General features: G+C 72.5%; 19 protein-coding genes. 6 read left to right on the top strand and 13 right to left on the bottom strand.

Annotated features, from left to right (window positions below; all coding sequences use genetic code 11):
- The 3 genes from ABD691_RS05400 to ABD691_RS05390 all read left to right on the top strand — a co-directional run.
- Window positions 1-581, top strand: a 581-nt coding sequence (locus ABD691_RS05400; protein ID WP_486374888.1) for an alpha/beta fold hydrolase, incomplete at its 5' end; no start/stop codon positions are given.
- 83 nt (window positions 582-664) lie between these two features.
- Window positions 665-1,786 carry a PQQ-dependent sugar dehydrogenase gene (locus ABD691_RS05395; protein ID WP_344678457.1) on the top strand — a complete coding sequence of 374 codons (1,122 nt, stop codon included), beginning with the start codon at window positions 665-667 and terminating at the stop codon, window positions 1,784-1,786.
- A gap of 227 nt (window positions 1,787-2,013) precedes the next feature.
- Window positions 2,014-3,510: a potassium/proton antiporter gene (locus ABD691_RS05390; protein ID WP_344678283.1), complete on the top strand. Its 1,497-nt coding sequence runs from the start codon at window positions 2,014-2,016 to the stop codon at window positions 3,508-3,510.
- Window positions 3,511-3,734: 224 nt separating this feature from the next.
- Here the strand turns inward: ABD691_RS05390 and gatB are convergent, their stop codons facing one another.
- Genes gatB through gatC form a run of 4 tightly spaced genes read right to left on the bottom strand, consistent with a single transcriptional unit; the run spans window position 3,735 to window position 7,256 of the window.
- A complete protein-coding gene (gene gatB, locus ABD691_RS05385; RefSeq protein ID WP_344678282.1) occupies window positions 3,735-5,240 on the bottom strand; it encodes an Asp-tRNA(Asn)/Glu-tRNA(Gln) amidotransferase subunit GatB in 1,506 nt (501 codons plus the stop codon).
- Window positions 5,237-5,437, bottom strand: a complete 201-nt coding sequence (locus ABD691_RS05380; protein ID WP_344678281.1) for a hypothetical protein — start codon at window positions 5,435-5,437, stop codon at window positions 5,237-5,239. The genes gatB and ABD691_RS05380 overlap by 4 nt, the downstream gene beginning before the upstream one ends.
- Window positions 5,437-6,957, bottom strand: coding sequence for an Asp-tRNA(Asn)/Glu-tRNA(Gln) amidotransferase subunit GatA (gene gatA / locus ABD691_RS05375; RefSeq protein WP_344678280.1), 1,521 nt, complete (start codon window positions 6,955-6,957; stop codon window positions 5,437-5,439). Before gatA ends, ABD691_RS05380 begins: the two co-directional genes overlap by 1 nt.
- Window positions 6,957-7,256, bottom strand: a complete 300-nt coding sequence (gatC, locus tag ABD691_RS05370) for an Asp-tRNA(Asn)/Glu-tRNA(Gln) amidotransferase subunit GatC (RefSeq protein ID WP_344678279.1) — start codon at window positions 7,254-7,256, stop codon at window positions 6,957-6,959. The genes gatA and gatC overlap by 1 nt, the downstream gene beginning before the upstream one ends.
- Before the next feature lie 361 nt (window positions 7,257-7,617).
- Between gatC and ABD691_RS05365 the strand changes: the two genes are divergently transcribed.
- Window positions 7,618-8,271, top strand: coding sequence for an ACT domain-containing protein (locus tag ABD691_RS05365; protein ID WP_344678456.1), 654 nt, complete (start codon window positions 7,618-7,620; stop codon window positions 8,269-8,271).
- Window positions 8,272-8,449: 178 nt separating this feature from the next.
- Here the strand turns inward: ABD691_RS05365 and ABD691_RS05360 are convergent, their stop codons facing one another.
- The 7 genes from ABD691_RS05360 to ABD691_RS05330 all read right to left on the bottom strand — a co-directional run bounded on the left by ABD691_RS05360 (window position 8,450) and on the right by ABD691_RS05330 (window position 16,530).
- The gene (locus ABD691_RS05360; protein ID WP_344678278.1) at window positions 8,450-8,950 is read right to left on the bottom strand and encodes a GNAT family N-acetyltransferase; all 501 of its coding nucleotides are present in this window, start codon (window positions 8,948-8,950) and stop codon (window positions 8,450-8,452) included.
- Entirely contained in the window at window positions 8,947-11,157 is a 2,211-nt protein-coding gene (gene ligA / locus ABD691_RS05355) for an NAD-dependent DNA ligase LigA (protein WP_344678455.1), read from the bottom strand. Before ligA ends, ABD691_RS05360 begins: the two co-directional genes overlap by 4 nt.
- A 275-nt stretch (window positions 11,158-11,432) precedes the next feature.
- Complete coding sequence (locus ABD691_RS05350) at window positions 11,433-12,152, bottom strand: hypothetical protein (RefSeq protein WP_344678277.1); 720 nt, start codon at window positions 12,150-12,152, stop codon at window positions 11,433-11,435.
- A 49-nt stretch (window positions 12,153-12,201) separates the two neighbouring features.
- The gene (locus ABD691_RS05345) at window positions 12,202-12,366 is read right to left on the bottom strand and encodes a hypothetical protein (RefSeq protein ID WP_344678276.1); all 165 of its coding nucleotides are present in this window, start codon (window positions 12,364-12,366) and stop codon (window positions 12,202-12,204) included.
- A gap of 426 nt (window positions 12,367-12,792) precedes the next feature.
- On the bottom strand, window positions 12,793-13,821 hold the full coding sequence (locus ABD691_RS05340; protein ID WP_344678275.1) for a DUF6461 domain-containing protein: 1,029 nt from the start codon (window positions 13,819-13,821) through the stop codon (window positions 12,793-12,795).
- 154 nt (window positions 13,822-13,975) lie between these two features.
- Window positions 13,976-15,001: a methionine synthase gene (locus ABD691_RS05335; RefSeq protein WP_344678274.1), complete on the bottom strand. Its 1,026-nt coding sequence runs from the start codon at window positions 14,999-15,001 to the stop codon at window positions 13,976-13,978.
- A gap of 11 nt (window positions 15,002-15,012) precedes the next feature.
- A complete protein-coding gene (locus ABD691_RS05330) occupies window positions 15,013-16,530 on the bottom strand; it encodes a fatty acyl-CoA synthetase (protein ID WP_344678273.1) in 1,518 nt (505 codons plus the stop codon).
- 300 nt (window positions 16,531-16,830) lie between these two features.
- On the opposite strand from ABD691_RS05330, the gene ABD691_RS05325 reads away from it, so the two are divergent.
- On the top strand, window positions 16,831-16,956 hold the full coding sequence (locus ABD691_RS05325; RefSeq protein WP_344678272.1) for a hypothetical protein: 126 nt from the start codon (window positions 16,831-16,833) through the stop codon (window positions 16,954-16,956).
- A gap of 1 nt (window position 16,957) precedes the next feature.
- Here ABD691_RS05325 and ABD691_RS05320 read toward each other — a convergent pair whose 3' ends face one another.
- On the bottom strand, window positions 16,958-17,494 hold the full coding sequence (locus tag ABD691_RS05320) for a TetR/AcrR family transcriptional regulator (protein WP_344678271.1): 537 nt from the start codon (window positions 17,492-17,494) through the stop codon (window positions 16,958-16,960).
- A 96-nt stretch (window positions 17,495-17,590) separates the two neighbouring features.
- Here ABD691_RS05320 and ABD691_RS05315 point away from each other — a divergent pair, with 96 nt between their 5' ends.
- Window positions 17,591-18,781 carry an FAD-dependent monooxygenase gene (locus tag ABD691_RS05315; protein ID WP_344678270.1) on the top strand — a complete coding sequence of 397 codons (1,191 nt, stop codon included), beginning with the start codon at window positions 17,591-17,593 and terminating at the stop codon, window positions 18,779-18,781.
- Between the two features lie 51 nt (window positions 18,782-18,832).
- Here ABD691_RS05315 and mnmA read toward each other — a convergent pair whose 3' ends face one another.
- Window positions 18,833-19,921, bottom strand: coding sequence for a tRNA 2-thiouridine(34) synthase MnmA (gene mnmA, locus ABD691_RS05310; RefSeq protein WP_344678269.1), 1,089 nt, complete (start codon window positions 19,919-19,921; stop codon window positions 18,833-18,835).
- Window position 19,922 lies beyond the last annotated feature (1 nt).

Raw genomic sequence — 19,922 nt, 5'->3', positions numbered from 1 at the left:
AGCGCGCGGTCGTCACCGGCGCGGGCAGCGGCATCGGCGCCGCGGTGTCGCGGCGGCTGGCCGCCGCGGGCGCGGCGGAGTCGCTGCGGCTCGGGGCGTCGCTGCTCGCGCCGCTGCTGCCGTGGCTCCCGGTGCCCGCCCGGCTGCTCCAGCACAGCGGGCTCATGCGGCCCGGCGGCGACCCGGAGGCGGTGACCGCCGCGGTCCGGCGGTTCCTGGAGCAGGAGTGGCGCTGGTACCTGGGGCTGGCGGGGCGGACGACGCGCTGGGAGCTCGGCGGCCTGGACTGCCCGGTGACCGTCCTCACCGGACGCCACGACCTGCTGGCGGACCTGCCCGCGGTCAACCGCGCGGTCGCGTCGCTGCCGCAGGCCCGGCTGCGGATCCTGCCGACCTCGCACTTCATCCCGTTCGAAGCGCCAGCGGACCTGCGCGACGAGCTGCTGTTGCTGCTGCACCGGGTGCAGACCGTCGAGTGCGCTCGGCTGGGCCTGGAGCCGCCGCCACCTCGGATGCCCCGGATCCGCTGGCGCGTCCCCGAGGTCGGGTTTCCCCGGCGACCTGTGCCTTACCGGTCTTGAGGCGGCACACTCACCCGGCGTTCACGGACGGCCGATTACCCTCGGGCGGCGTGGCAGCTTCGGTGCGCAGGACTCGACTCGTGGTGGGCGCGATCATGGCGGTCGGCGCGCTGCTGACCGGGTGCGCGCAGTTCCCGGACGAGCATCCCAGCGCGTGGAGCGAGCAGCCGTCGCTGGAGCCGCAGGCCGGGCCGCAGCCGTCGATCGAGGGCGAGCAGCCGCCGCCGGAGACCGGCGGGCCGCAGCAGCCCCCAGAACGCACCCCCTGCCACGACCCGGACCCGGCCGTGGTGGCGACCTGCCTTGATCCGGTCGGGGCGATCGCGGTGCTGCCGGACGGGCAGGGCGCGCTGGTCGGCGAGCGCGCGACCGGCCGGGTGCTGCGCGTGCAGCGCGGTTCGGCACCGGTGGAGCTGGCCCGGATCCCGGTCAACACCGCGGGCGGTGGCGGGCTCACCGGGCTCGCGCTGTCGCCGAGCTACCACGAGGACGAGCTGTTCTACGCCTACGTCACGACCGGCGGTGACAACCAGGTCGTGCGCGTCGCGCCCGGTGACCGGCCCAAGCCGGTGCTCACCGGCATCCCGAAGGGCGGCAGCGGCAACGGGGGCGCGCTGATCGACGACGGCAAGGGCGCGCTGCTGGTGGCGACCGGCAACGCGGGCAACCCGGGCAACGCCGCGAACCCGGCCTCCCTGGCGGGCAAGATCCTGCGCATCGACACCTTCGGCAAGCCCGCGCCGGGGAACCCGGACCCCGCGTCCCCGGTGCTGGCCTCCGGCCTGGCGGCTCCGGGCGGACTGTGCGCGGTCGCGGCGACCGGGACCTACTGGGTGACCGACCGGGGCGGGCCGCAGGACGCGCTGTTCCAGGTCCGGCCCGGCCAGCCGCTCGGCGCCCCGGCCTGGACCTGGCCGGACCGCCCCGGCGTCGCCGGCTGCGTGGCCTCCCCCGAACTGGTCGTGGTCGCGCTCGCCGACGCGCGGGCGATGTTCACGCTCAGCCCGACCCCGGAGGGTGCGTTCACCGGTCAGCCCGCGAAGGTGCTGGAGAACCGCTACGGCAGGCTGTCGGCCGCCGCACTCGGGCCGGACGGGCTGCTGTGGGCCGGGACCACGAACAAGGCGGGCGGTCAGCCCGGCCCCACCGACGACCGCGTGCTGCGCATCGAGCCACCGACCGGCGGGACCGCGGGCAAGGACTGACTCAGGGCCGGAGGGCTCGCGGGTCCGGTGATGCCGGCCTCTGGCGCGCTGATCCGGGCGGTGTTTTCCGAAGATCTCGCGCACGGACCCGGCTCTCGCCGACGGCGGTTCCACCGCGCCCTCGGCGCCGATCCCCCGTGTGCGACCGGCCGGAACTGGTTCCGGTGACGGTCCACAGTGCGGCGTACCGGCCGCATCGCCGCCGCACGTGGTGAACTCGATGTGCCATGAGCCTGCACCAGCTCTACCTCGCGCTGCTCGCCGGCGGCCTCGTGCTGCTGGCGAGCATCATCGCGACCCGGATGGCCTCGCGCGCCGGGCTGCCCAGCCTGCTGGTGTTCCTGGCGCTGGGCGTCGTGCTCGGCGAGGACGGGCTGGGCATCGAGTTCGACGACGCCCAGCTCGCGCAGAACCTCGGCATCGCGGCGCTGGCGGTGATCCTCGTCGAAGGCGGGCTGGCCACCAGGTGGAGCGACGTGCGCAGGCTGCTCGCCCCGGCGTCGGTGCTGGCCACGGTCGGCGTGGTGGTCAGCGTGCTGGTGACCGCGAGCGGGGCGCACCTGCTGCTCGGCCTCGAATGGCAGCTGGCGCTGCTGCTCGGGGCGATCGTGTCGCCCACCGACGCGGCGGCGGTGTTCTCGGTGCTGCGGACCCTGCCGCTGCCGCGGCGGCTGCGCGGGCTGCTCGAAGCCGAGTCCGGCTTCAACGACGCGCCGACGGTGATCCTGGTGCTGCTGTTCAGCGCCATCCCGTTCGAACCGGACGTCCAGCACACCGCGAGCGATGTCGGCTACCAGCTGGCGGCGGGCGCCGCGATCGGACTCGTGGTCGGCAGGCTGGGCGCGATCGCCCTGCACCGCATCGCCCTGCCCGCCTCCGGGCTGTACCCGCTGGCGACCTTCGGGCTGGGCTTCGTCGCGTTCGCGGCGGGCGGCGCCGTGCACGCCAGCGGGTTCCTCGCCGCCTACCTCTCAGGCGTGGTGCTGGCCAACTCCGGGCTCCAGCACCGGGCCGCCACCAAGTCGTTCGCCGAAGGGCTCGGCTGGCTGGCGCAGATCGGGCTGTTCGTGCTGCTCGGCCTGCTCGTGACTCCCAGCGAACTGCCCCGCGCGCTGCTGCCCGCGCTCGTCGTCGGCCTGGTCCTGCTGCTGCTCAGCCGACCGCTGTCGGTGCTGGTGTCGGTCGCGTGGTTCCGGATTCCCTGGCGGGAGCAGCTGTTCCTGTCGTGGGCGGGGCTGCGCGGCGCGGTCCCGATCGTGCTGGCGACCGTCCCGGTGGTGCAGGGCGTCGCGGGCAGCGACCGCTTGCTGGACATCGTGTTCGTGCTGGTGGTGACCTTCACCCTGGTCCAGGGGCCGAGCCTGCCCGCGCTGGCCCGCAGGCTCGGGCTGGTCCGCGCGGACGCGACCAGGGAGGTCCACGTCGAGTCCGCCCCGCTGGACGTGCTCGACGCGGAGATGCTGACCGTCGCGATCCCGCGCGGCTCCGGACTGCACTACGTCGCGGTGCTGGAGCTGCAACTGCCGGATCCGGGCGTGATCACCCTGATCATCCGGGAGGGCTCGGCGTTCGTCCCGCAACCGGACACCCTCCTGCGCACCGGCGACGAGCTGATCATCGTCACCACCAGCGCCCGCCGCGAGGAAACCGAACGCCGCCTAAGAGCCGTGAGCCGCCGCGGCAAGCTGGCCCGCTGGTTCGGCGAACACGGCGAACCAGACTAGAAACCCAACCACCAACCCCGGAAACCCGACCATCGTCCTCAAGCGGCGCAGCCGCTTAGCCCAAGCACGCAACCGGCACCGCCGCGGGTTCTCAGGCGTCGCCTCGCGAGGACAGCTTTTTCCGTCGTATTGGACATACGTCGGAAAAAGATCCCGCAGCGAGGCGGCGCCTGAGGTTCCGCCACCCGCACCGCCACGCAAGGCGAGCGAGTGCAAACCAAAAATCAAAGGCCGCAGGCGGCCAGGACCAGCTCCCGTACACGCCTCGCGTCGGCCTGCCCCTTGGTCGCCTTCATGACCGCGCCGACGATCGCGCCCGCGGCCTGCACCTTGCCGCCGCGGATCTTGTCCGCGACGTCCGGCTGCGCCGCCAGCGCCTCGTCGATCGCCGCCTGCAGCGCCGAGTCGTCGGAGACGACCGCCAGGCCCTTGGCCGCGACGACCTCGTCCGGCTCGCCCTCGCCGTCGAGCACGCCGTCGACGACCTGCCGGGCCAGCTTGTTGGTCAGCTTGCCCTCGGCGATCAGCGCGATCACCCTGGCGACCTGCTTCGGCGCGATCGTCAGCTCCGGCAGCTCCACGCCGCGGGTGTTGGCCTGCTGCGTCAGGTAGGCGACCCACCAGGACCGGGCCTCGGCGGGCGGCGCGCCCGCGTCGACGGTCTCCGCGACCAGCTCCAGCGCCCCGGCGTTGACCAGGTCGCGCAGCTCCTCGTCGGAGAGCTGCCACTCCTCCTGCGCCCGCTTGCGGCGCTCCCACGGCAGCTCCGGCAGGGTCTTGGACAGCTCCTCGACCCACGCCCGCGACGGCGCGATCGGCACCAGGTCGGGCTCCGGGAAGTACCGGTAGTCCTCCGAGGTCTCCTTCTTGCGCCCGGCCGAGGTGCTCGCGGTGGACTCGTCGAAGTGCCGGGTCTCCTGCAGGATCGAACCCCCGGCGGTGAGCACCGCGGCGTGCCGCCGCATCTCGTAGCGCACGGCGCGCTCGACGCTGCGCAGCGAGTTGACGTTCTTGGTCTCGGTGCGGGTGCCGAACTCGGTGCTGCCCTTGGGCATCAGCGAGACGTTCGCGTCGCAGCGCAGCGAGCCCTGGTCCATCCGCACGTCCGAGACGCCCAGCGAGCGCAGCAGGTCGCGCAGGGCGGTGACGTAGGCGCGGGCCACCTCGGGCGCGCGCTCGCCCGCGCCGACGATCGGCTTGGTGACGATCTCGATCAGCGGAACGCCAGCGCGGTTGTAGTCCAGCAGCGAGTGCTCGGCGCCGTGGATCCGGCCGGTCGCGCCGCCGACGTGCAGCGACTTGCCGGTGTCCTCCTCCATGTGCGCGCGCTCGATGTCGACGCGGAAGGTGTCGCCGTCATCGAGCACCACGTCGAGGTGGCCGTCGAAGACGATCGGCTCGTCGTACTGCGAGGTCTGGAAGTTCTTCGGCATGTCCGGGTAGAAGTAGTTCTTCCGGGCGAACCGGCACCACTCCGCGACCTGGCAGTTCAGCGCCAGGCCGATCCGGATGGCCGCCTCCACGGCCTTGGCGTTGACCACCGGCAGCGCACCCGGCAGGCCCAGGCACACCGGGCAGACCTGGGTGTTGGGCTCGGCGCCGAAGGCGTTGGCGCAGCCGCAGAACATCTTCGTCGCCGTGGACAGCTCCACGTGCACCTCGAGGCCCAGCACCGGATCGAACCGGGCCACGACCTCGTCGTAGTCCATGATCTCGGCCACCGCGGTCACTTCTGCTCCTCCCCACGGCGCAGCGTGCGCACGGCGAGCGCGGTGCCGGTGACCAGACCGAGGGTGGTGATGATCAGGTCGGCCAGCGCCAGCTTGTCCTTGTTCGCCCGGGCGTCGCGGAAGCTCGCCCGCAGGCCGAACACGGCCGAGAGCGTGGAGACGAGCTGCAGCGCGGCCTTCAGCTTCGGGTTCAACATCACGCGACCCCTTCCGGGACGGGAACACGGTTGATCAGCGCGCCGCCCTGCGCGGCGTCGCGGGCGGTCTCGTAGGCGGCGCCGACCCGGTAGAGCCGGTCGTCGGCCAGGGCCGGGGCCATGATCTGCAGACCGACCGGCAGACCGTCCTCATCGGACAGTCCGCTGGGGACGCTCATGGCGGCGTTGCCCGCCAGGTTGGACGGGATGGTGCACAGGTCGGCGAGGTACATCGCCATCGGGTCGTCCACCCGCTCGCCGATCTTGAACGCGGTCGTCGGCGTGGTCGGCGAGACCAGCACGTCGACCTGCCCGAACGCGGCGTCGAAGTCGCGGGTGATCAGCGTGCGGACCTTCTGCGCCTGGCCGTAGTAGGCGTCGTAGTAGCCCGACGACAGCGCATAGGTGCCGAGCATGATCCGCCGCTTGACCTCCGGACCGAACCCGGCCTCGCGGGTCAGCGACATGACCTCCTCGGCGCTGCGGCTGCCGTCGTCGCCGACGCGCAGGCCGTAGCGCATCGCGTCGAACCGGGCCAGGTTCGACGAGCACTCGCTCGGCGCGATCAGGTAGTAGGCGGGCAGCGCGTAGTCGAAGTGCGGGCAGGAGACCTCGACGACCTCCGCGCCCAGCGCCGCGAGCTGGTCGACCGCGGCCTGGAACGAGCGCTGCACGCCGGGCTGGTACCCGTCGCCGCCGAGCTCGCGGACCACGCCGACGCGCACGCCCCTGAGGTCACCGCTCGCTCCCTCGCGGGCGGCGGCCACCACCGGCGGCACCGGCTGGTCGATCGAGGTGGAGTCCATCGGGTCGTGCCCGGCGATGGCCTCGTGCAGCAGCGCGGCGTCGAGCACCGTCCGCGCGCACGGGCCGGGCTGGTCCAGCGACGACGAGAACGCGACCAGGCCGTAGCGGGAAACCCCGCCGTAGGTGGGCTTCACGCCGACCGTGCCGGTCACCGCGCCGGGCTGGCGGATCGAGCCGCCGGTGTCGGTGCCGATGGCCAGCGGCGCCTCGAACGCGGCCAGCGCGGCCGACGAACCGCCACCGGAACCGCCGGGGATCCGCTCCGGATCCCACGGGTTGCGGGTCGGACCGTAGGCGGAGTTCTCGGTCGAGGACCCCATGGCGAACTCGTCCATGTTGGTCTTGCCGAGGATGACGATGCCTGCCTCGCGCAGTCTGCGGGTGACCGTGGCGTCGTACGGCGGCGTCCAGTTCTCCAAGATCTTCGAGCCGCAGGTGGTGGGCATGTCGCTGGTGGCGAGCACGTCCTTGAGCGCCAGCGGCACCCCGGCCAGCGGCGACGCGGCGCCGCCCGCGGCGCGGTCCTCGTCGGCCCTGCGGGCGGCGGCCAGCGCACCCTCGGCGTCGACGTGCAGGAACGCGTGCACGGTTCCGTCGACGGCGGCGATGCGGTCCAGGTGCGCCTGGGTCGCCTCCACCGACGAGACCTCGCCGGCCTGCAACTTCGCGGCCAGCTCCGCCGCGGTGAGCCCGGTCAGCTCCGTGCCGGTCATCACGCCTCCTCGCTGAGAATCCGCGGGACGCGGAAGCGGTTCTCCTCCGCCGCGGGCGCGCCGGAGAGCGCCTGCTCGCGCGACAGCCCCGGCCGCACCTCGTCCGCGCGGAACACGTTGGTCACCGGCACGGCGTGCGAGGTCGGCGGGATGTCCTCGGCGGCGACCTGACCCACCTTGGCCACGGCGTCCAGAATCTGGTCGAGCTGCCCGGCGAAGGTGTCGAGTTCCTGCTCGGTGACCGCCAGCCTGGCCAGGCCGGCGAGGTGCGCGACCTCGTCGCGGGAGATCTTGGGCACTGCGAAGGCTCCCTGGTCATGTCCGGTTCACGGGTGTCCCCCGTCATCAGAGCTCAAGTCTATGGCCGCGGTCGCAGGCGGCCCCGGAGGGGGCTTTCGCGGAACGACAACGGTCTTGCGGGAGTTGTTGAACGCTGCATAAGCTCGCCGCTCCGCCTGCCGGACCAGGGCGCCGCGACCCGGTCCGCGGTCCGATGGCATTGAGCGTCGCGCGACGCCGCACGTCGCGTGTCTGACACAATTTCATCGCCTGCGCCTCGCACGGTGGCGGCTTGAGTGCGACTTGAACGCGGCCCGGATGGGTATCGCGAGGAGCGCGGACGGCAAGGTGCCGCGCACGAAGCTGGAGGCGTTGAGTCCGGTGTCCTTCCTGATCCGGGTTCAGATCCCGGACCGCCCGGGGACGCTCGGCGCGGTGGCGACCGCGCTGGGCGAGATCGGAGCCGACATCCTCAGCGTGGATGTCGTCGAGCGCGGTAGCGACGTGGCCATCGACGACATGGTGGTGGAGCTGCCCTCCGGCCGGCTTCCGGACGTGCTGATCACCGCGGCGGAGTCGGTCGCGGGGGTCGAGGTGGACGCCGTCCGGCCCTACGCCGGGGTGCTGGACACCCACCGCGAGCTGGAGCTGGTCGAGGAGATCGCCGCCGAGCCCGGCCGCGGGCTGCAGATCTTCGCCGAGGGCGTGCCGCGGATCATCCGCTCCGGGTGGGCGATGGTGTTCGCGCACCGCTCCGGCGGCGCCGAGCAGCTGGCGGCGAGCACGTCGGCCCCGCAGGAGGGGTACCTCGAACTGCCGTGGCTGCCGCTGCCGCGGGCGACCATACTCGACAGCGACGAGGAGTGGGTGCCCGAGACCTGGCAGGAGCTGGGCACCGAGCTGGCGGCCACGCCGATCGGCAAGCCGGACCGGGTGCTGCTGGCGGGCCGCCCCGGCGGCCCGATGTTCCGAGCGTCGGAAGTAGCCCGGCTGGCACACCTAGCAGGCATAGTCGCAGTCGTCCTCGACGGCTAGGGGATTCTGCCCGGCCATCGTCCTCAAGCGGCGCAGCCGCTTAGCCCACCATGCCAACCGGCACCGCCGCGGGTTCTCAGGCGTTCGCTGGCGAGGACAGCTTTTTCCGTCGTATTGGACATACGTCGGAAAAAGTTACCGCAGCCAGCGGGCGCCTGAGGTTCCGCCAAGCGACCCGCTACGCAGGACGAGCCCTGTCAATCAATTCCAAACCGAAGGTGACCAGGCGTAGGTGCGGTACGGGCTCCCAGTCCCGTTTCGGCGTCCGTTCGAAGCCGAACCTCCGGTACAGGCCGTGCGCGATGGTCATCGACTGCTGGCTGCTCAGCACGACTCGTTCGCGCCCCAGCGTCCGGGCGCGGGCGATCACCGCCCGGACCAGGGCCGTTCCGACGCCCTTGCCTGCCGCCTCCGGCGCGACCGCCAGCATCCGGAACTCCAGCTCGCCGGGCGCGGCGATGTCGGCGTAGGCGGTGCCCCCGTCGGCGACGGTGACGGTGCCCAGCACCTTGTCGCCCTCCACGGACACCAGCACCTCGGCCTCGGCCGCTCGGGCCGCGACGTCGAGCAGCGTCTGCCGGTACTCCGAGGCCGCACTCAGGTGGCCGCCGTCGAGGAAGGCCCGGACGGTCACCTCGCCGACCGCCTCGAACTCCTCCGGCCGTGCCGTGCGGATCACCCTTCCTCCCCCTCGGTGGGCGCCTCCCCCTCGGCGGACGCCTCCCCCTCGGCGGACGCCTCCCCCTCGGCGGACGCTTCCCCCTCGGTGGGCGCTTCCTCCTCGGTCGACAGCGCCGCCTCGGCCGCGGCGTCCGGACCCTGCTCCAGCAGCACCCGGAACCCGTCCTCGTCCAACACCGGCACCTTCAGCTGCACGGCCTTGTCGTACTTCGACCCCGGCGCCTCACCGACCACGACGAACGCGGTCTTCTTCGACACCGAACCCGCGGCCCGGCCGCCGCGGTTCATGATCAGCTCCTTGGCCTCGTCCCGGGAGAAGCCCTCCAGCGAGCCGGTGACCACGATGGACAGACCCGTGAGGTTGCGCTCGACGGACTCGTCCCGCTCGTCGGCCATCCGCACCCCGGCCTCGCGCCACTTGCGCACGATCTCGCGGTGCCAGTCGACGTCGAACCACTCCCGCACGGCGGTGGCGATCGTCGGCCCGACCCCTTCGGCCGCGGCCAGCTCCTCCTCCGAGGCGTGCTCGATCCGGTCCAGCGAGCCGAACTCCCTGGCCAGCACCCGCGCCGCGATCGGCCCGACGTGCCGGATCGACAGCGCCACCAGCACCCGCCACAGCGGCTGCTGCTTGGCCGCCTCCAGGTTCGCGAGCAGCTTGCCGCCGTTGACCGACAGGTTGCCGTCGTCGGTGCGGAACAGCGTGGTCTTGAGCAGCTTGTCCTCGTCGAGGGAGAACAGGTCGCCCTCGTCGAAGACCACCCCGGCCGACAGCAGCGCCACCGCGCCCTCGTACCCGAGCACCTCGATGTCGAACGCCTTGCGCCCGGCGAGCTGGAACAGCCGCTCGCGGCGCTGCCCGATGCAGGAGCGGGAGTTCGGGCAGCGCAGGTCGACGTCGCCCTCCTTCTGGCGGGCCAGCTCGGTCCCGCAGTCGGGGCACTCGGTGGGCATCTCGAACTCGCGCTCGCTGCCGTCCCGGACGTCGACCACCGGGCCGAGCACCTCGGGGATGACGTCGCCCGCCTTGCGGATGACCACCCGGTCGCCGATCAGGATTCCCTTGTGCCGCACCTGGTCCGCGTTGTGCAGGGTCGCGCGCGCGACCGTGGAACCGGCGACCTTGACCGGCTCCATCACCGCGTACGGGGTGACCCGGCCGGTGCGGCCGACGGCGACCTGGATGTCCAGCAGCCTCGTCGTGGCCTGCTCCGGCGGGTACTTGTAGGCGATCGACCAGCGCGGCGCGCGCGAGGTGGCGCCCAGCCTGCGCTGCAACGACACCTCGTCGACCTTGACGACCACGCCGTCGATCTCGTGCTCGGCGGAGTTGCGGTGCCTGCCCCAGTAGTCGATGTGCGCCAGCAGTTCATCCACTGTGGACAGGACCTTGGTGTGCTCGGACACCGGCAGCCCCCACGCCTTGAGCGCGGCGTAGGACTCCGACTGCATGCGCGGCTCGAAGCCGTCGCGCTTGCCGAGCCCGTGGCAGATCAGCCGCAGCGGGCGGGTCTTGGTCACCCGCGGGTCCTTCTGCCGCAGCGACCCGGCAGCGGAGTTGCGCGGGTTGGCGAACGGCGGCTTGCCCGCCTCCACCAGCGCGGCGTTGAGCTCGGCGAACTCGGAGACCCGGAAGAACACCTCGCCGCGGATCTCCACCAGCGCGGGCACCGGGTACTCGTCGGTGCCGGTCAGCTCGTCCGGGACGTCCTCCATGGTGCGCACGTTGAGCGTGACGTCCTCGCCCGTGCGGCCGTCGCCCCTGGTCAGCGCGCGCTCCAGCTTGCCGTCGCGGTAGAGCAGGTTGATCGCCAGCCCGTCGATCTTGAGCTCGCACAGGTAGTGCGCGTCCGAGCCGACCTCGCGCTCGACCCGGTCCACCCACGCGCTCAGCTCGTCGGCGTCGAAGGCGTTGTCCAGGCTGAGCATCCGCTCCAGGTGGTCCACCGCGGTGAAGTCGGTGGAGAACGAACCGCCGACCACCTGGGTCGGCGAGTCCGGGGTGCGCAGCGCCGGGTGCTCCTCCTCCATCCGCTGGAGCTCGGCGAACAGCTCGTCGAACTCGCCGTCGGAGATCGTCGGCGAGTCCAGCACGTAGTAGCGGAACTGGTGGCCGCGAACCTCGTCGGCGAGGTCGGCGTAGCGGTCGCGCACCTCGGCGGGAACGTCCTCGACGCCTTCGGCCTGGCGGCCCGCGCCGCCCAGCCCGGCGGCGGTGGCGTCGTCGAGCTCGGCTGCGTCGCCGCGGTCGTTGCCGCCGAGCGGGGCGTCGCGGTCTGCCGAGTCGCTGCCGACAGCCGAGTCGCTGCGGTCGGCCGAGTCGCTGCGGTCGGCTGGGTCGCTGCCGACAGCCGAGTCGCCGCGGTCGGCCGAGTCGCCGTGGTCGGCTGGGTCGCTGCCAACGGCTGGGTCGCTGCGGTCGGAGGGGTCCTTGCTGGTCACCCCCCGAGCCTAACCAGCCGCCCCGACATCAGCGCGCATCAGGCGCCGCCCGGCGCTGCTCCCTCGCCGCTGCCGAGGCCGCGGACGAGCTCCCGGAACTCCAGCAGGCCGATGGCGCCCTGCGGTTCGGCCTCGGCGGTCTCGACCCGGCCGATGCGGTCGGCGGCGAGCCGCTCACCGAGGGTGGCGTCCAGCGGCAGGAAGGTCAGCGCGGCCTTGGCCTCGTCCTCCAGCCCGGCGAACCCCGGGTGGTAGACGGCGACGTCGACCAGGCCCTCCGCCTCGTCGACCTGCGGGGCGACCCGGACGTCGGACAGCGCGTACTTCTCGCCGCGCAGGTTGACGGTGACCTGGGTCGGGTCCGGGACCGGCGGGATGGCGTCGTGGTACTCGAACAGCGAGTCGGCGGCGGGCGCGGCGGCCTTCCAGGCGTCGGTGTAGACCCGCAGCTCGGGGTCGGCCTGGCTGGTGAGCACCAGCGCGTAGACGGCGGTCTCGCCGCGCTCGATGGAGATGGCCAGGTTCGGGTGGACCGCGGCGGCGGCCGCGGCGAGCTGGTGGTCGACGCGGTGCGGCACGTTGTCGCCCAGCGCGGCGCTGATCTCGGGAAGCATGTCGTCCCAGCGCTGCCAGAACGCCCGGGCGCGGGCGGCGGCGTCGGCCTCGACGTCGGCGGGCTCGGTGTTGACCGGCTCGGTGTCGACCGGCTTCGGGGAGGTCTCCTCGGCACGGCCACGGCGGCGCAGGAACTTCATCATCACCCCATTGTGCAGGCCGCCGAGATGGTCGTGGGCGGGAACGCGGAACTCACGCGCCCGCCGAGCCGGCTGCGGCCGGGGTGCCCTCGGCACCCGCGCCGAGGACGGTCCGGATGCCTTCCGCACTCGCGCCGAGGATGGCCGGGACGCCGTTCAGCCGCACCGAGGACGGCCGGGACACCGCCCGCACCCACGCCAAAGACAGCCGGGACACCGCCCGCACCCACGCCAAAGACAGCCGGACACCGTCCGCACCCACACCTAGGACAGCCGGGACACCGCCCGCACCCACACCGAAGACAGCCGGACACCGTCCGCACCCACACCGAAGAGCCGGACACCGCCCGCACCCACACCTAGGACAGCCGGGACACCGCCCGCACCCACGCCAAAGACGGCTGGGACGCCGTTCGCACCCACGCCCGAGGACGGCCGGGATGCCGTCCGCAGCCACCGAAGACAGCCGGGACACCGGCCGTACCCACGCCAAAGACGGCACGGATACCGTCCGCATCCGCACCGAGGACAGCCAGGAAACCTTCCGCACCCGCATCGAAGACAGCCCGGACACCGTCCGCACCCTCGCCGACGGCGGCCGGGACACCTTTCCACACCCCCGCCGAGGATCCGCAGTCGACGTTCAGGCCCGCCCGAGCGCGTCCTCCACCACGCCGGACAGCTCGGCCGCGTCCAGCCCCCGGATGCCGATGGCCGCCGAGAGGCTCGCGCAGACGGCCGCGAGCGGGTCGTCGTGGGTGGCCTGCCGCAGCACCTCGGCCGCGCGCACCTGGTTGCGGACCTTGCTGGTCGCGCGGTGCCGGTGCAGCAGCCAGGTCCACTCCCGCACGGCCTCGCTGATCGCCTCGCGGTCCATGACCGGGTCGTCGGCGGAGGCCAGCACCGCGCTGATCACCGGGTGGTCGGCGCACTCGGCGAGCTCGGCCGCCCGGCGGGCCACCGCCACCGCGGCCCGGCGCCGGGCCCGGTCGTCTGCCGCGCGCAGCGCGTCGATCACGCCGGGCGGGCACCGGTCGGCCAGCCGCTCCAGCGCGTCCGGGTCCGCCCGCAGGTCCTCCGGCCACGCGGCGACCGGGAAGGTGAGGAACTGCCCCTCCTCCCACGTCGGGGTGAGCGGCTGCCCGGTGATCCGCGCGGCCAGCGCCAGCATCAGCTCGACGCCCTCGGCCTGGTTGCCGGAGTCCAGCGCGGACCATGGCAGTCCCTCGCGCAGCTCCTCCAGCGCGTCCGGCCGGGTGCCCTCGCGGAACTCCGGCAGCAGCGCCTCGAACGTCGTGCGCACCTCACCGCCCACCGCGTAGGAGAACCTGGTGCTGAGGTTGGTGTTCCAGAACACCGACAGGGCTTCGGTGCGCGCGCTGACCCGGGTCAGCACCTCGGGCCGGGTGCCCTGGAGTCCGTTGTCCTCCACGACCAGCACCCAGTCGCCGACGATCCGCAGTCCGATCACCGGATACGGCTGCGCGTACGCCTCCTCGCAGAACTCGCCGAAGTCCAGCGCGCGGGCGTGACCGGACACGGCGCCGAAACCCGCGGCGACCGGATCGACGCCGGTCGCCCGCACGAAGGTCAGGCAGGCGGCTTCCTGGACGGTGCTGTCACGAATCCAGCCGAACCGCTCGACCTCTTGGCACCGGGCGTTGCTGCGCACGGGATTTTCTTACCACCGCGGCACACCACCCCGGGCCGAAACGGCGAAACTTGATCTTGATAACTCCCGCACAACCTATCGGGGGCCTTGTGAATTCGCCCGATTCGGGCGGGGATTCCTCCGGCGCTCCAAGCACTCCAGCGCCCCAATCGCTTCAGCCCTCGGACTCGTCCGCGAACAGCCGCGCGAGATCCCGGGTCAGTGAGAGAGCGCGCCGCGCCCACTGCGGCGAAGCCCCCGCCAGCCCACAAACGGGCGTCGGCACGCTCCGCTCGGACAGCGTCCGGCGGGCGAAGCCCAGCCGGGACGCGAGGCCGAAGGCCGACTGCGCGAGCTCGCGCAGCTCGGTCCGGCGCTCCAGCGCCGGGACGAGCCCGAGGAACAGGGTGGTCCCTTCCTCCCACGCCTCGCCGAGTTCGTCGGCGAGCGCGCCGCTGACGTCGCCGAGGCCGGTCGCGTCGAGGGAGATCGCGCCCGCGCCCGCGCGGCGGAGAAGCGCGACCGGAGGGCGCGCGGCGCAGCAGTGCACCACGACCGGCGAGCCGGTGGCGGTGGTGAGGCGTTCGATCACGTCGCCGAGGAGGCGCTGGGCGTCCGGCTCGGGGACGGCGGGCACGTTGCCGTAGCCGGACGGCGTCGGGATGCGGCCCGCCAGCACCGCGGGGAGGGACGGTTCGTCGAGCTGGACCACGACCCGCGAGCCGGTGCGTTCGGCGACCTGGGCGGCGTGCCGGACGAGTCCCTCGGTCAGCGACTCGGTGAAGTCGCGCAGCGCCCCGTGGTCGGTGAGGATCCGGTGGCCGCGTTCCAGCTCGATCCCGGCGCCCAGCGTCCACGGCCCGGCGGCCTGGACCTTGATCGCGCGCGGCGCTCCCGCCTCGGCCGCCGCCTGCTCGACCGCGTCGAGGTCCCAGCGGAGCAGGTCGACGGCGCGCCGCTGGTCGTGGCCGGGACGGCCGGTGACCCGGTAGCCGGAGGGCACCACCTGCACGGCCAGGTCGACCAGCAAACCCGCGGTGCGGCCGAGGATGTCCGCGCCGACGCCGCGGGCGGGCAGTTCCGGGAACGGGGTCAGCCCGGGCAGTTCCCCGACGACCGTGCGGGCGGCTTCGACCGGGTCGCCGCCGGGCATGGAGCCGATCGCGGTGGCGGTGCCGGGTTCCCACGCTGCTTCGCTCACCGGGCCATTATTCAGTCGGCGGCGAACTGTTCCCGAAGCACCCGCTTGAGCAGCTTGCCGGAGCTGTTGCGCGGCAGGTCGTCGACGAACCGGATCCGCTTGGGCACCTTGAACCCTGCGAGGCTGCGGCGGGCGTGGGCGACCAGCTCGTCCTCGGTCACGTCGGCCTTGGCGACCACGACGGCGGCGACGGCCTCCACCCACTTCGGATCGGGCACCGCGACGACCGCGACCTCGGCGACGGCCGGGTGCGCGTACAGCGCGTCCTCGACCTCCCTGGACGCGACCAGCACGCCGCCGGTGTTGATCACGTCCTTGATCCGGTCGACGACGTAGTAGTAGCCCTCCTCGTCCCTGCGGACCAGGTCACCGGAGTGGAACCAGCCGTCCCGGAACGCTTCGGCGGTCTCCTCGGGCTTGTCCCAGTAGCCCTCGCACAGCTGCGGCGAGCGGTACACGATCTCGCCCGGCTCGCCAGGAGGAACTTCCGCTCCGGTCTCGTCGACGACCTTGGCCTCGACGAACAGCACCGGCCGCCCTGCCGAGTCCGGCCGGTCCCGGTGCTCCTCCGGCCGCAGCACCGTCGCGAGCGGAGCGATCTCGGACTGCCCGAAGCAGTTGTAGAAACCCAGTTCCGGCAAGGAATCCCGCAGCCTCTGCAACACCGGACCGGGCATGATGGACGCGCCGTAGTACGCCTTGCGCAGCGAACTCAGGTCGCGGGCGGCGAAATCGGCGTGGTTGGCCAGCGCGACCCACACCGTGGGAGCGGCGAAGAAGGCACCGATGCGCTCGTTCTCTACGCGCCGCAGCACGTCCCCGGGATCGGGTGCTTCGACCAGCCGGTTGGTGGAGCCGATCATCAAGTGCGGCAACAGGAAGACGTGCATTTGCGCCGAGTGGTAGAGCGGCATCGCGTGCAGCGGGTCGTCATCTTCGGTGAAGTCCAGCGCCACCACGCACGACAGGTACTCGTGCAGCAGCGCGCGGTGCGTCATCATCGCGCCCTTGGGGTGGGACGTGGTGCCCGAGGTGTAGAGCAGCTGCACCAGATCGCCGTCGGAGACCTCCACCGGCAGCTCCGGGACTTCGCCGTCCGAGCACCTCGCGAGCAACGACTTCTCGTTGTCCCGCAACGGGATCACCTGGTCCACACCGGACACCCGGTCCGCCAGCGCGGGGTCGGCGAGCGCGATGGTGCTGCCGGACTGCCGGATCAGGTAGTCCAGTTCCCCGCCGGTGAGGTTGTAGTTGATCGGCACGTGCACCAGACCCGCCCTGGCACAGGCCAGGAAACCGATCAAGTAGGCGTCGGAGTTCTTGCCGTAAGCGGCAATCCGGTCCCCCTTGACCGCGCCGGCGGCGAGCAGCGCGGCGGCGGCCCGGGTCACCGCGGCGTCCAGTTCCGCGTAGGTCCACGAGCGCTCGGCGCCCGCCGCGTCGACGAAGCGCAATGCCGTCCGCCCGGGGACTCGCGCCGCGCTCCGGCGGAGCAGGTCGCCCACCGTGCTCGTCCGCGGACCAGGCATCGCGACCCCTCTCAGCCACCGTGACCGCCGACACTATCGGGTGGCCGCACCCCGGCGCCAGATCGGGGCGACAGGGAACGGTGCGTTTCGAATTTTTCGCCGGAACCCTTGTGGTACCGGCGGGTAACCAGCAATCTTCATAATCCATCGAGGTCGAGTGGGAAAACCGGTAACACGTCGGGGGGCGCCTGCCGCGGAGTCGGGGCCGGGGCAGGACGGGAGGCGGGCGGCTGCCGGGGCGCCGCCCGCCTCCCCCGAACCTCGAACGACCCCGAACGCTCGAACGAGAGGGGCACGAGGATGCACGGCCGACCGATCGAATCCCAGCAGTCCCACGGTGTTCGCATTTCCGGCCGGGCCGCGCTGAGCCCGTGGCGGCTGCTGCTCGTCGCCGTCTGGGTGGAGCTGCGGGCGTTGCTGCCCTGAGCTAGCGCGATCCGGAACCGAGAGCGGCCAGGGCCGCATCCACCGCGGCGGCGCGGAAGTCCGCGACCTCGCCCTCGTTGGTCACGCAGTCCTGCAGCCCGCCGACCGCGACGGTGGCGCGCGCCCAGTCGGCGGGCGTCGCCGGCTCGCCGACGAGCAGCGCGTTGAGCCGGGCCCGCCAGCCGAGCATGGCCTCCATCAGGTTCAGGTGCCCGAGGACGCCGATGTCGCGGAAGATCATCCAGAACACCTCGCGGTGCTTGGCGACCACGTCGAAATAGCCTTCGAGCAGCGCCCGCGGCGCGACCGGCGCGGCCTCGCTGACCCGCAGCAGTTCCTCGACCTCGTCGAACATCGGCTGGACGATGCCGCGCGCGAGGTCCGCCTTGGACTGGAAGTGGTAGTACAGCGCGGCTTTCGTGATGCCCAGCCGCTCGGCGACCTCGCGCAGGCTGGTCTTCTCGAACCCCTGGCGCGCGAACAACTCGGCGGCGACCACCCGGATCTCGGTCCTGGTGTCGACGCGTTCCCTGGGCATGCCCGCCGCCTCCTCCGCTCGGTTCCGAGCAGTCTAGCTGCTTGCCGCACGGTAAATTACTTGCCGCACGGTTAGTTGCGGCCGTACCGTCGCGGCGTGGACAACACCAACATCCTCATCTCCGGCGCGAGCGTCGCCGGTCCCGCGCTCGCCTACTGGCTGCGCCGCCACGGCTTCAGCCCGACGGTCGTCGAGCGCGCTCCCGCGGTCCGGTCCGGCGGCTACCCCGTCGACCTCCGGGGCGTCGCCGTCGACGTCGCCGAACGGGCCGGGGTCTACAACGAGATCCGCGAGTGCCGCACCGGGATGCGCGGCATGACCTTCGTCGACGCCGCCAACCGACCGCTGACCAGTTCCGACATGAACACCTTCGACGGCAGGGGGAACCGGCGCGACGTGGAGGTCCCGCGCGGCGACGTCGCCCGGGTCCTGCACGCGGCCACCCGGGACGACGTCGAGTACGTCTTCGGCGACTCGATCACCGGGATCGACCAGCGGGCGGACGGGGTCCGGGTCACCTTCGAACGCGGTGAACCCCGCGACTTCGACCTGGTGATCGGCGCCGACGGCCTGCACTCCCGGGTGCGGTCGCTGGCGTTCGGCCCGGAGGAGCGGTTCCGCAGGCACCTCGGCTACTACGTCTCGATCTTCACCACCGAGAACCACCTGCGGCTCGACCACTGGACCCTGCTGCACAACGCCCCGGGCAGGCTGGCCGGGATCTACTCCGCCCGCGACCGCACCAGGGCCAACGCGATCCTCGGCTTCGCCTCGCCGGAGTTCCGCTTCGACCATCGCGACCCCGACCAGCAGCGGGCGGTGCTGCGCAGCGCCTTCGCCGGGATCGGCTGGGAGGTCCCGCGCCTGCTCGACGCCGCCGACGAGGCCCCGGACTTCTACTTCGACGCGGTCGCCCAGATCCACCTGGACAGCTGGTCGCGCGACCGGGTCGCGCTGGTCGGCGACGCGGGCTACGGGCCGTCGCCGATGTCCGGGCAGGGCACCAGCCTCGCGGTGGTCGGCGCGTACGTGCTGGCCGGAGAGCTCAAGGCCGCGGGCGGGAACCACCGGATCGCGTTCGCCCGCTACGAGGAGCTGCTGCGCGACTTCGTCGCGCGGAACCAGGAGATCGCGGGCACGGGCGGCAAAACGCTGATGCCCAGCTCCCGCGCCCAGATCTGGCTCCGCAACCAGATCATGCGCCTGGCATCCCTGGCCCCACGCTTCTCCAAGGTGGCCGAAGGCATCCAGAAAGCCGCGAACTCCCTAGAACTGCCGGTGTACTAACCAGCCATCGTCCTCAAGCGGCGAAGCCGCTTAGCCCACCAGAGCCCCGATCTACCGCGTCCCAGAGATCAAGGCACTACCCAGCACCAGGTCACCCCCGGCCTCCGGCCGGTACAGCACCACCGCCTGCCCCGGCGCAACGCCGCGCAGCGGCTGCCGCAGGCGGATCCGCATGCCCTCGCCCGCCGGCTCGGCCACCGCGTCCGCGGTGCCGCCGTGGGCGCGGACCTGCACGACGCACTCCGTGGGCCCGTCGAGCTCCCGCTCCGACGGCCAGATCGGGCGCTTCGCGTCGATCTCGGTGATGCCGAGGTGGTCGGCGGAGCCGACCTTGACCGTGCCCGACACCGGTTCCAGCGACAGCACGTAGCGGGGCCTGCCGTCGGGCGCGGGCGCGTCGATGCCCAGGCCCTTGCGCTGGCCGACGGTGAAGCCGTGCACACCGGTGTGCTCGCCGAGCACCGCGCCGGTCTCGGCGTCCACCAGCTGCCCCGGGCGCTGGCCGAGCCGGTTCTCCAGGAACTTCTTCGTGTCGCCGTCCGGGATGAAGCAGATGTCGTGGCTGTCGGGCTTGCGCGCGACCGCCAGGCCGCGTTCGGCCGCCTCGTCGCGGACCTCGGACTTCAGCGAGTCGCCGAGCGGGAACATCGAGTGCCGCAGCTGCTCGGCGGTCAGCGACGCGAGGACGTAGGACTGGTCCTTGCCCTCGTCGCGGCTGCGCCGCAGCACCGGAACCCCGTCCGCGGTGGACAGCCGGGCGTAGTGCCCGGTGCACACCGCGTCGAAGCCCAGCGCCATCGCCTTCTCCAGCAGCGCCTCGAACTTGATCTTCTCGTTGCAGGTCAGGCACGGGTTCGGGGTGCGGCCCGCGGCGTACTCGCCGACGAAGGTCTCGATGACCTCCTCGGTGAACCGCTCGGCGAAGTCCCAGACGTAGAACGGGATTCCCAGGATGTCGGCGGCGCGCCGGGCGTCGTGGGAGTCCTCGATCGTGCAGCAGCCGCGCGCGCCGGTGCGCAGCGTGCCGGGTTTGGCCGACAGCGCCAGGTGCACGCCGGTCACGTCGTGCCCGGCGGCGACCGCTCGCGCGGCGGCCACGGCCGAGTCGACCCCGCCGCTCATGGCTGCCAGTACTCGCACG

Source organism: Saccharopolyspora taberi, assembly GCF_039534165.1.
GTDB classification, from domain to species: Bacteria; Actinomycetota; Actinomycetes; order Mycobacteriales; family Pseudonocardiaceae; genus Saccharopolyspora_D; species Saccharopolyspora_D taberi.
Note: the sequence above shows the minus strand (reverse complement) of the source record. Positions and strands in the feature narration are given on the sequence as shown.

What these genes read in the sequence shown, in the direction of transcription:
- ABD691_RS05380 (WP_344678281.1), bottom strand. Translation starts at nt 5,437, where the DNA reads ATGTTGAACCCGAAGCTGAAGGCCGCGCTGCAGCTCGTCTCCACGCTC.
- ABD691_RS05350 (WP_344678277.1), bottom strand. Translation starts at nt 12,152, where the DNA reads ATGATGAAGTTCCTGCGCCGCCGTGGCCGTGCCGAGGAGACCTCCCCG.
- gatA (WP_344678280.1), bottom strand. Translation starts at nt 6,957, where the DNA reads ATGACCGGCACGGAGCTGACCGGGCTCACCGCGGCGGAGCTGGCCGCG.
- ABD691_RS05330 (WP_344678273.1), bottom strand. Translation starts at nt 16,530, where the DNA reads ATGCCTGGTCCGCGGACGAGCACGGTGGGCGACCTGCTCCGCCGGAGC.
- ABD691_RS05320 (WP_344678271.1), bottom strand. Translation starts at nt 17,494, where the DNA reads ATGCCCAGGGAACGCGTCGACACCAGGACCGAGATCCGGGTGGTCGCC.
- ABD691_RS05390 (WP_344678283.1), top strand. Translation starts at nt 2,014, where the DNA reads ATGAGCCTGCACCAGCTCTACCTCGCGCTGCTCGCCGGCGGCCTCGTG.
- ABD691_RS05325 (WP_344678272.1), top strand. Translation starts at nt 16,831, where the DNA reads ATGCACGGCCGACCGATCGAATCCCAGCAGTCCCACGGTGTTCGCATT.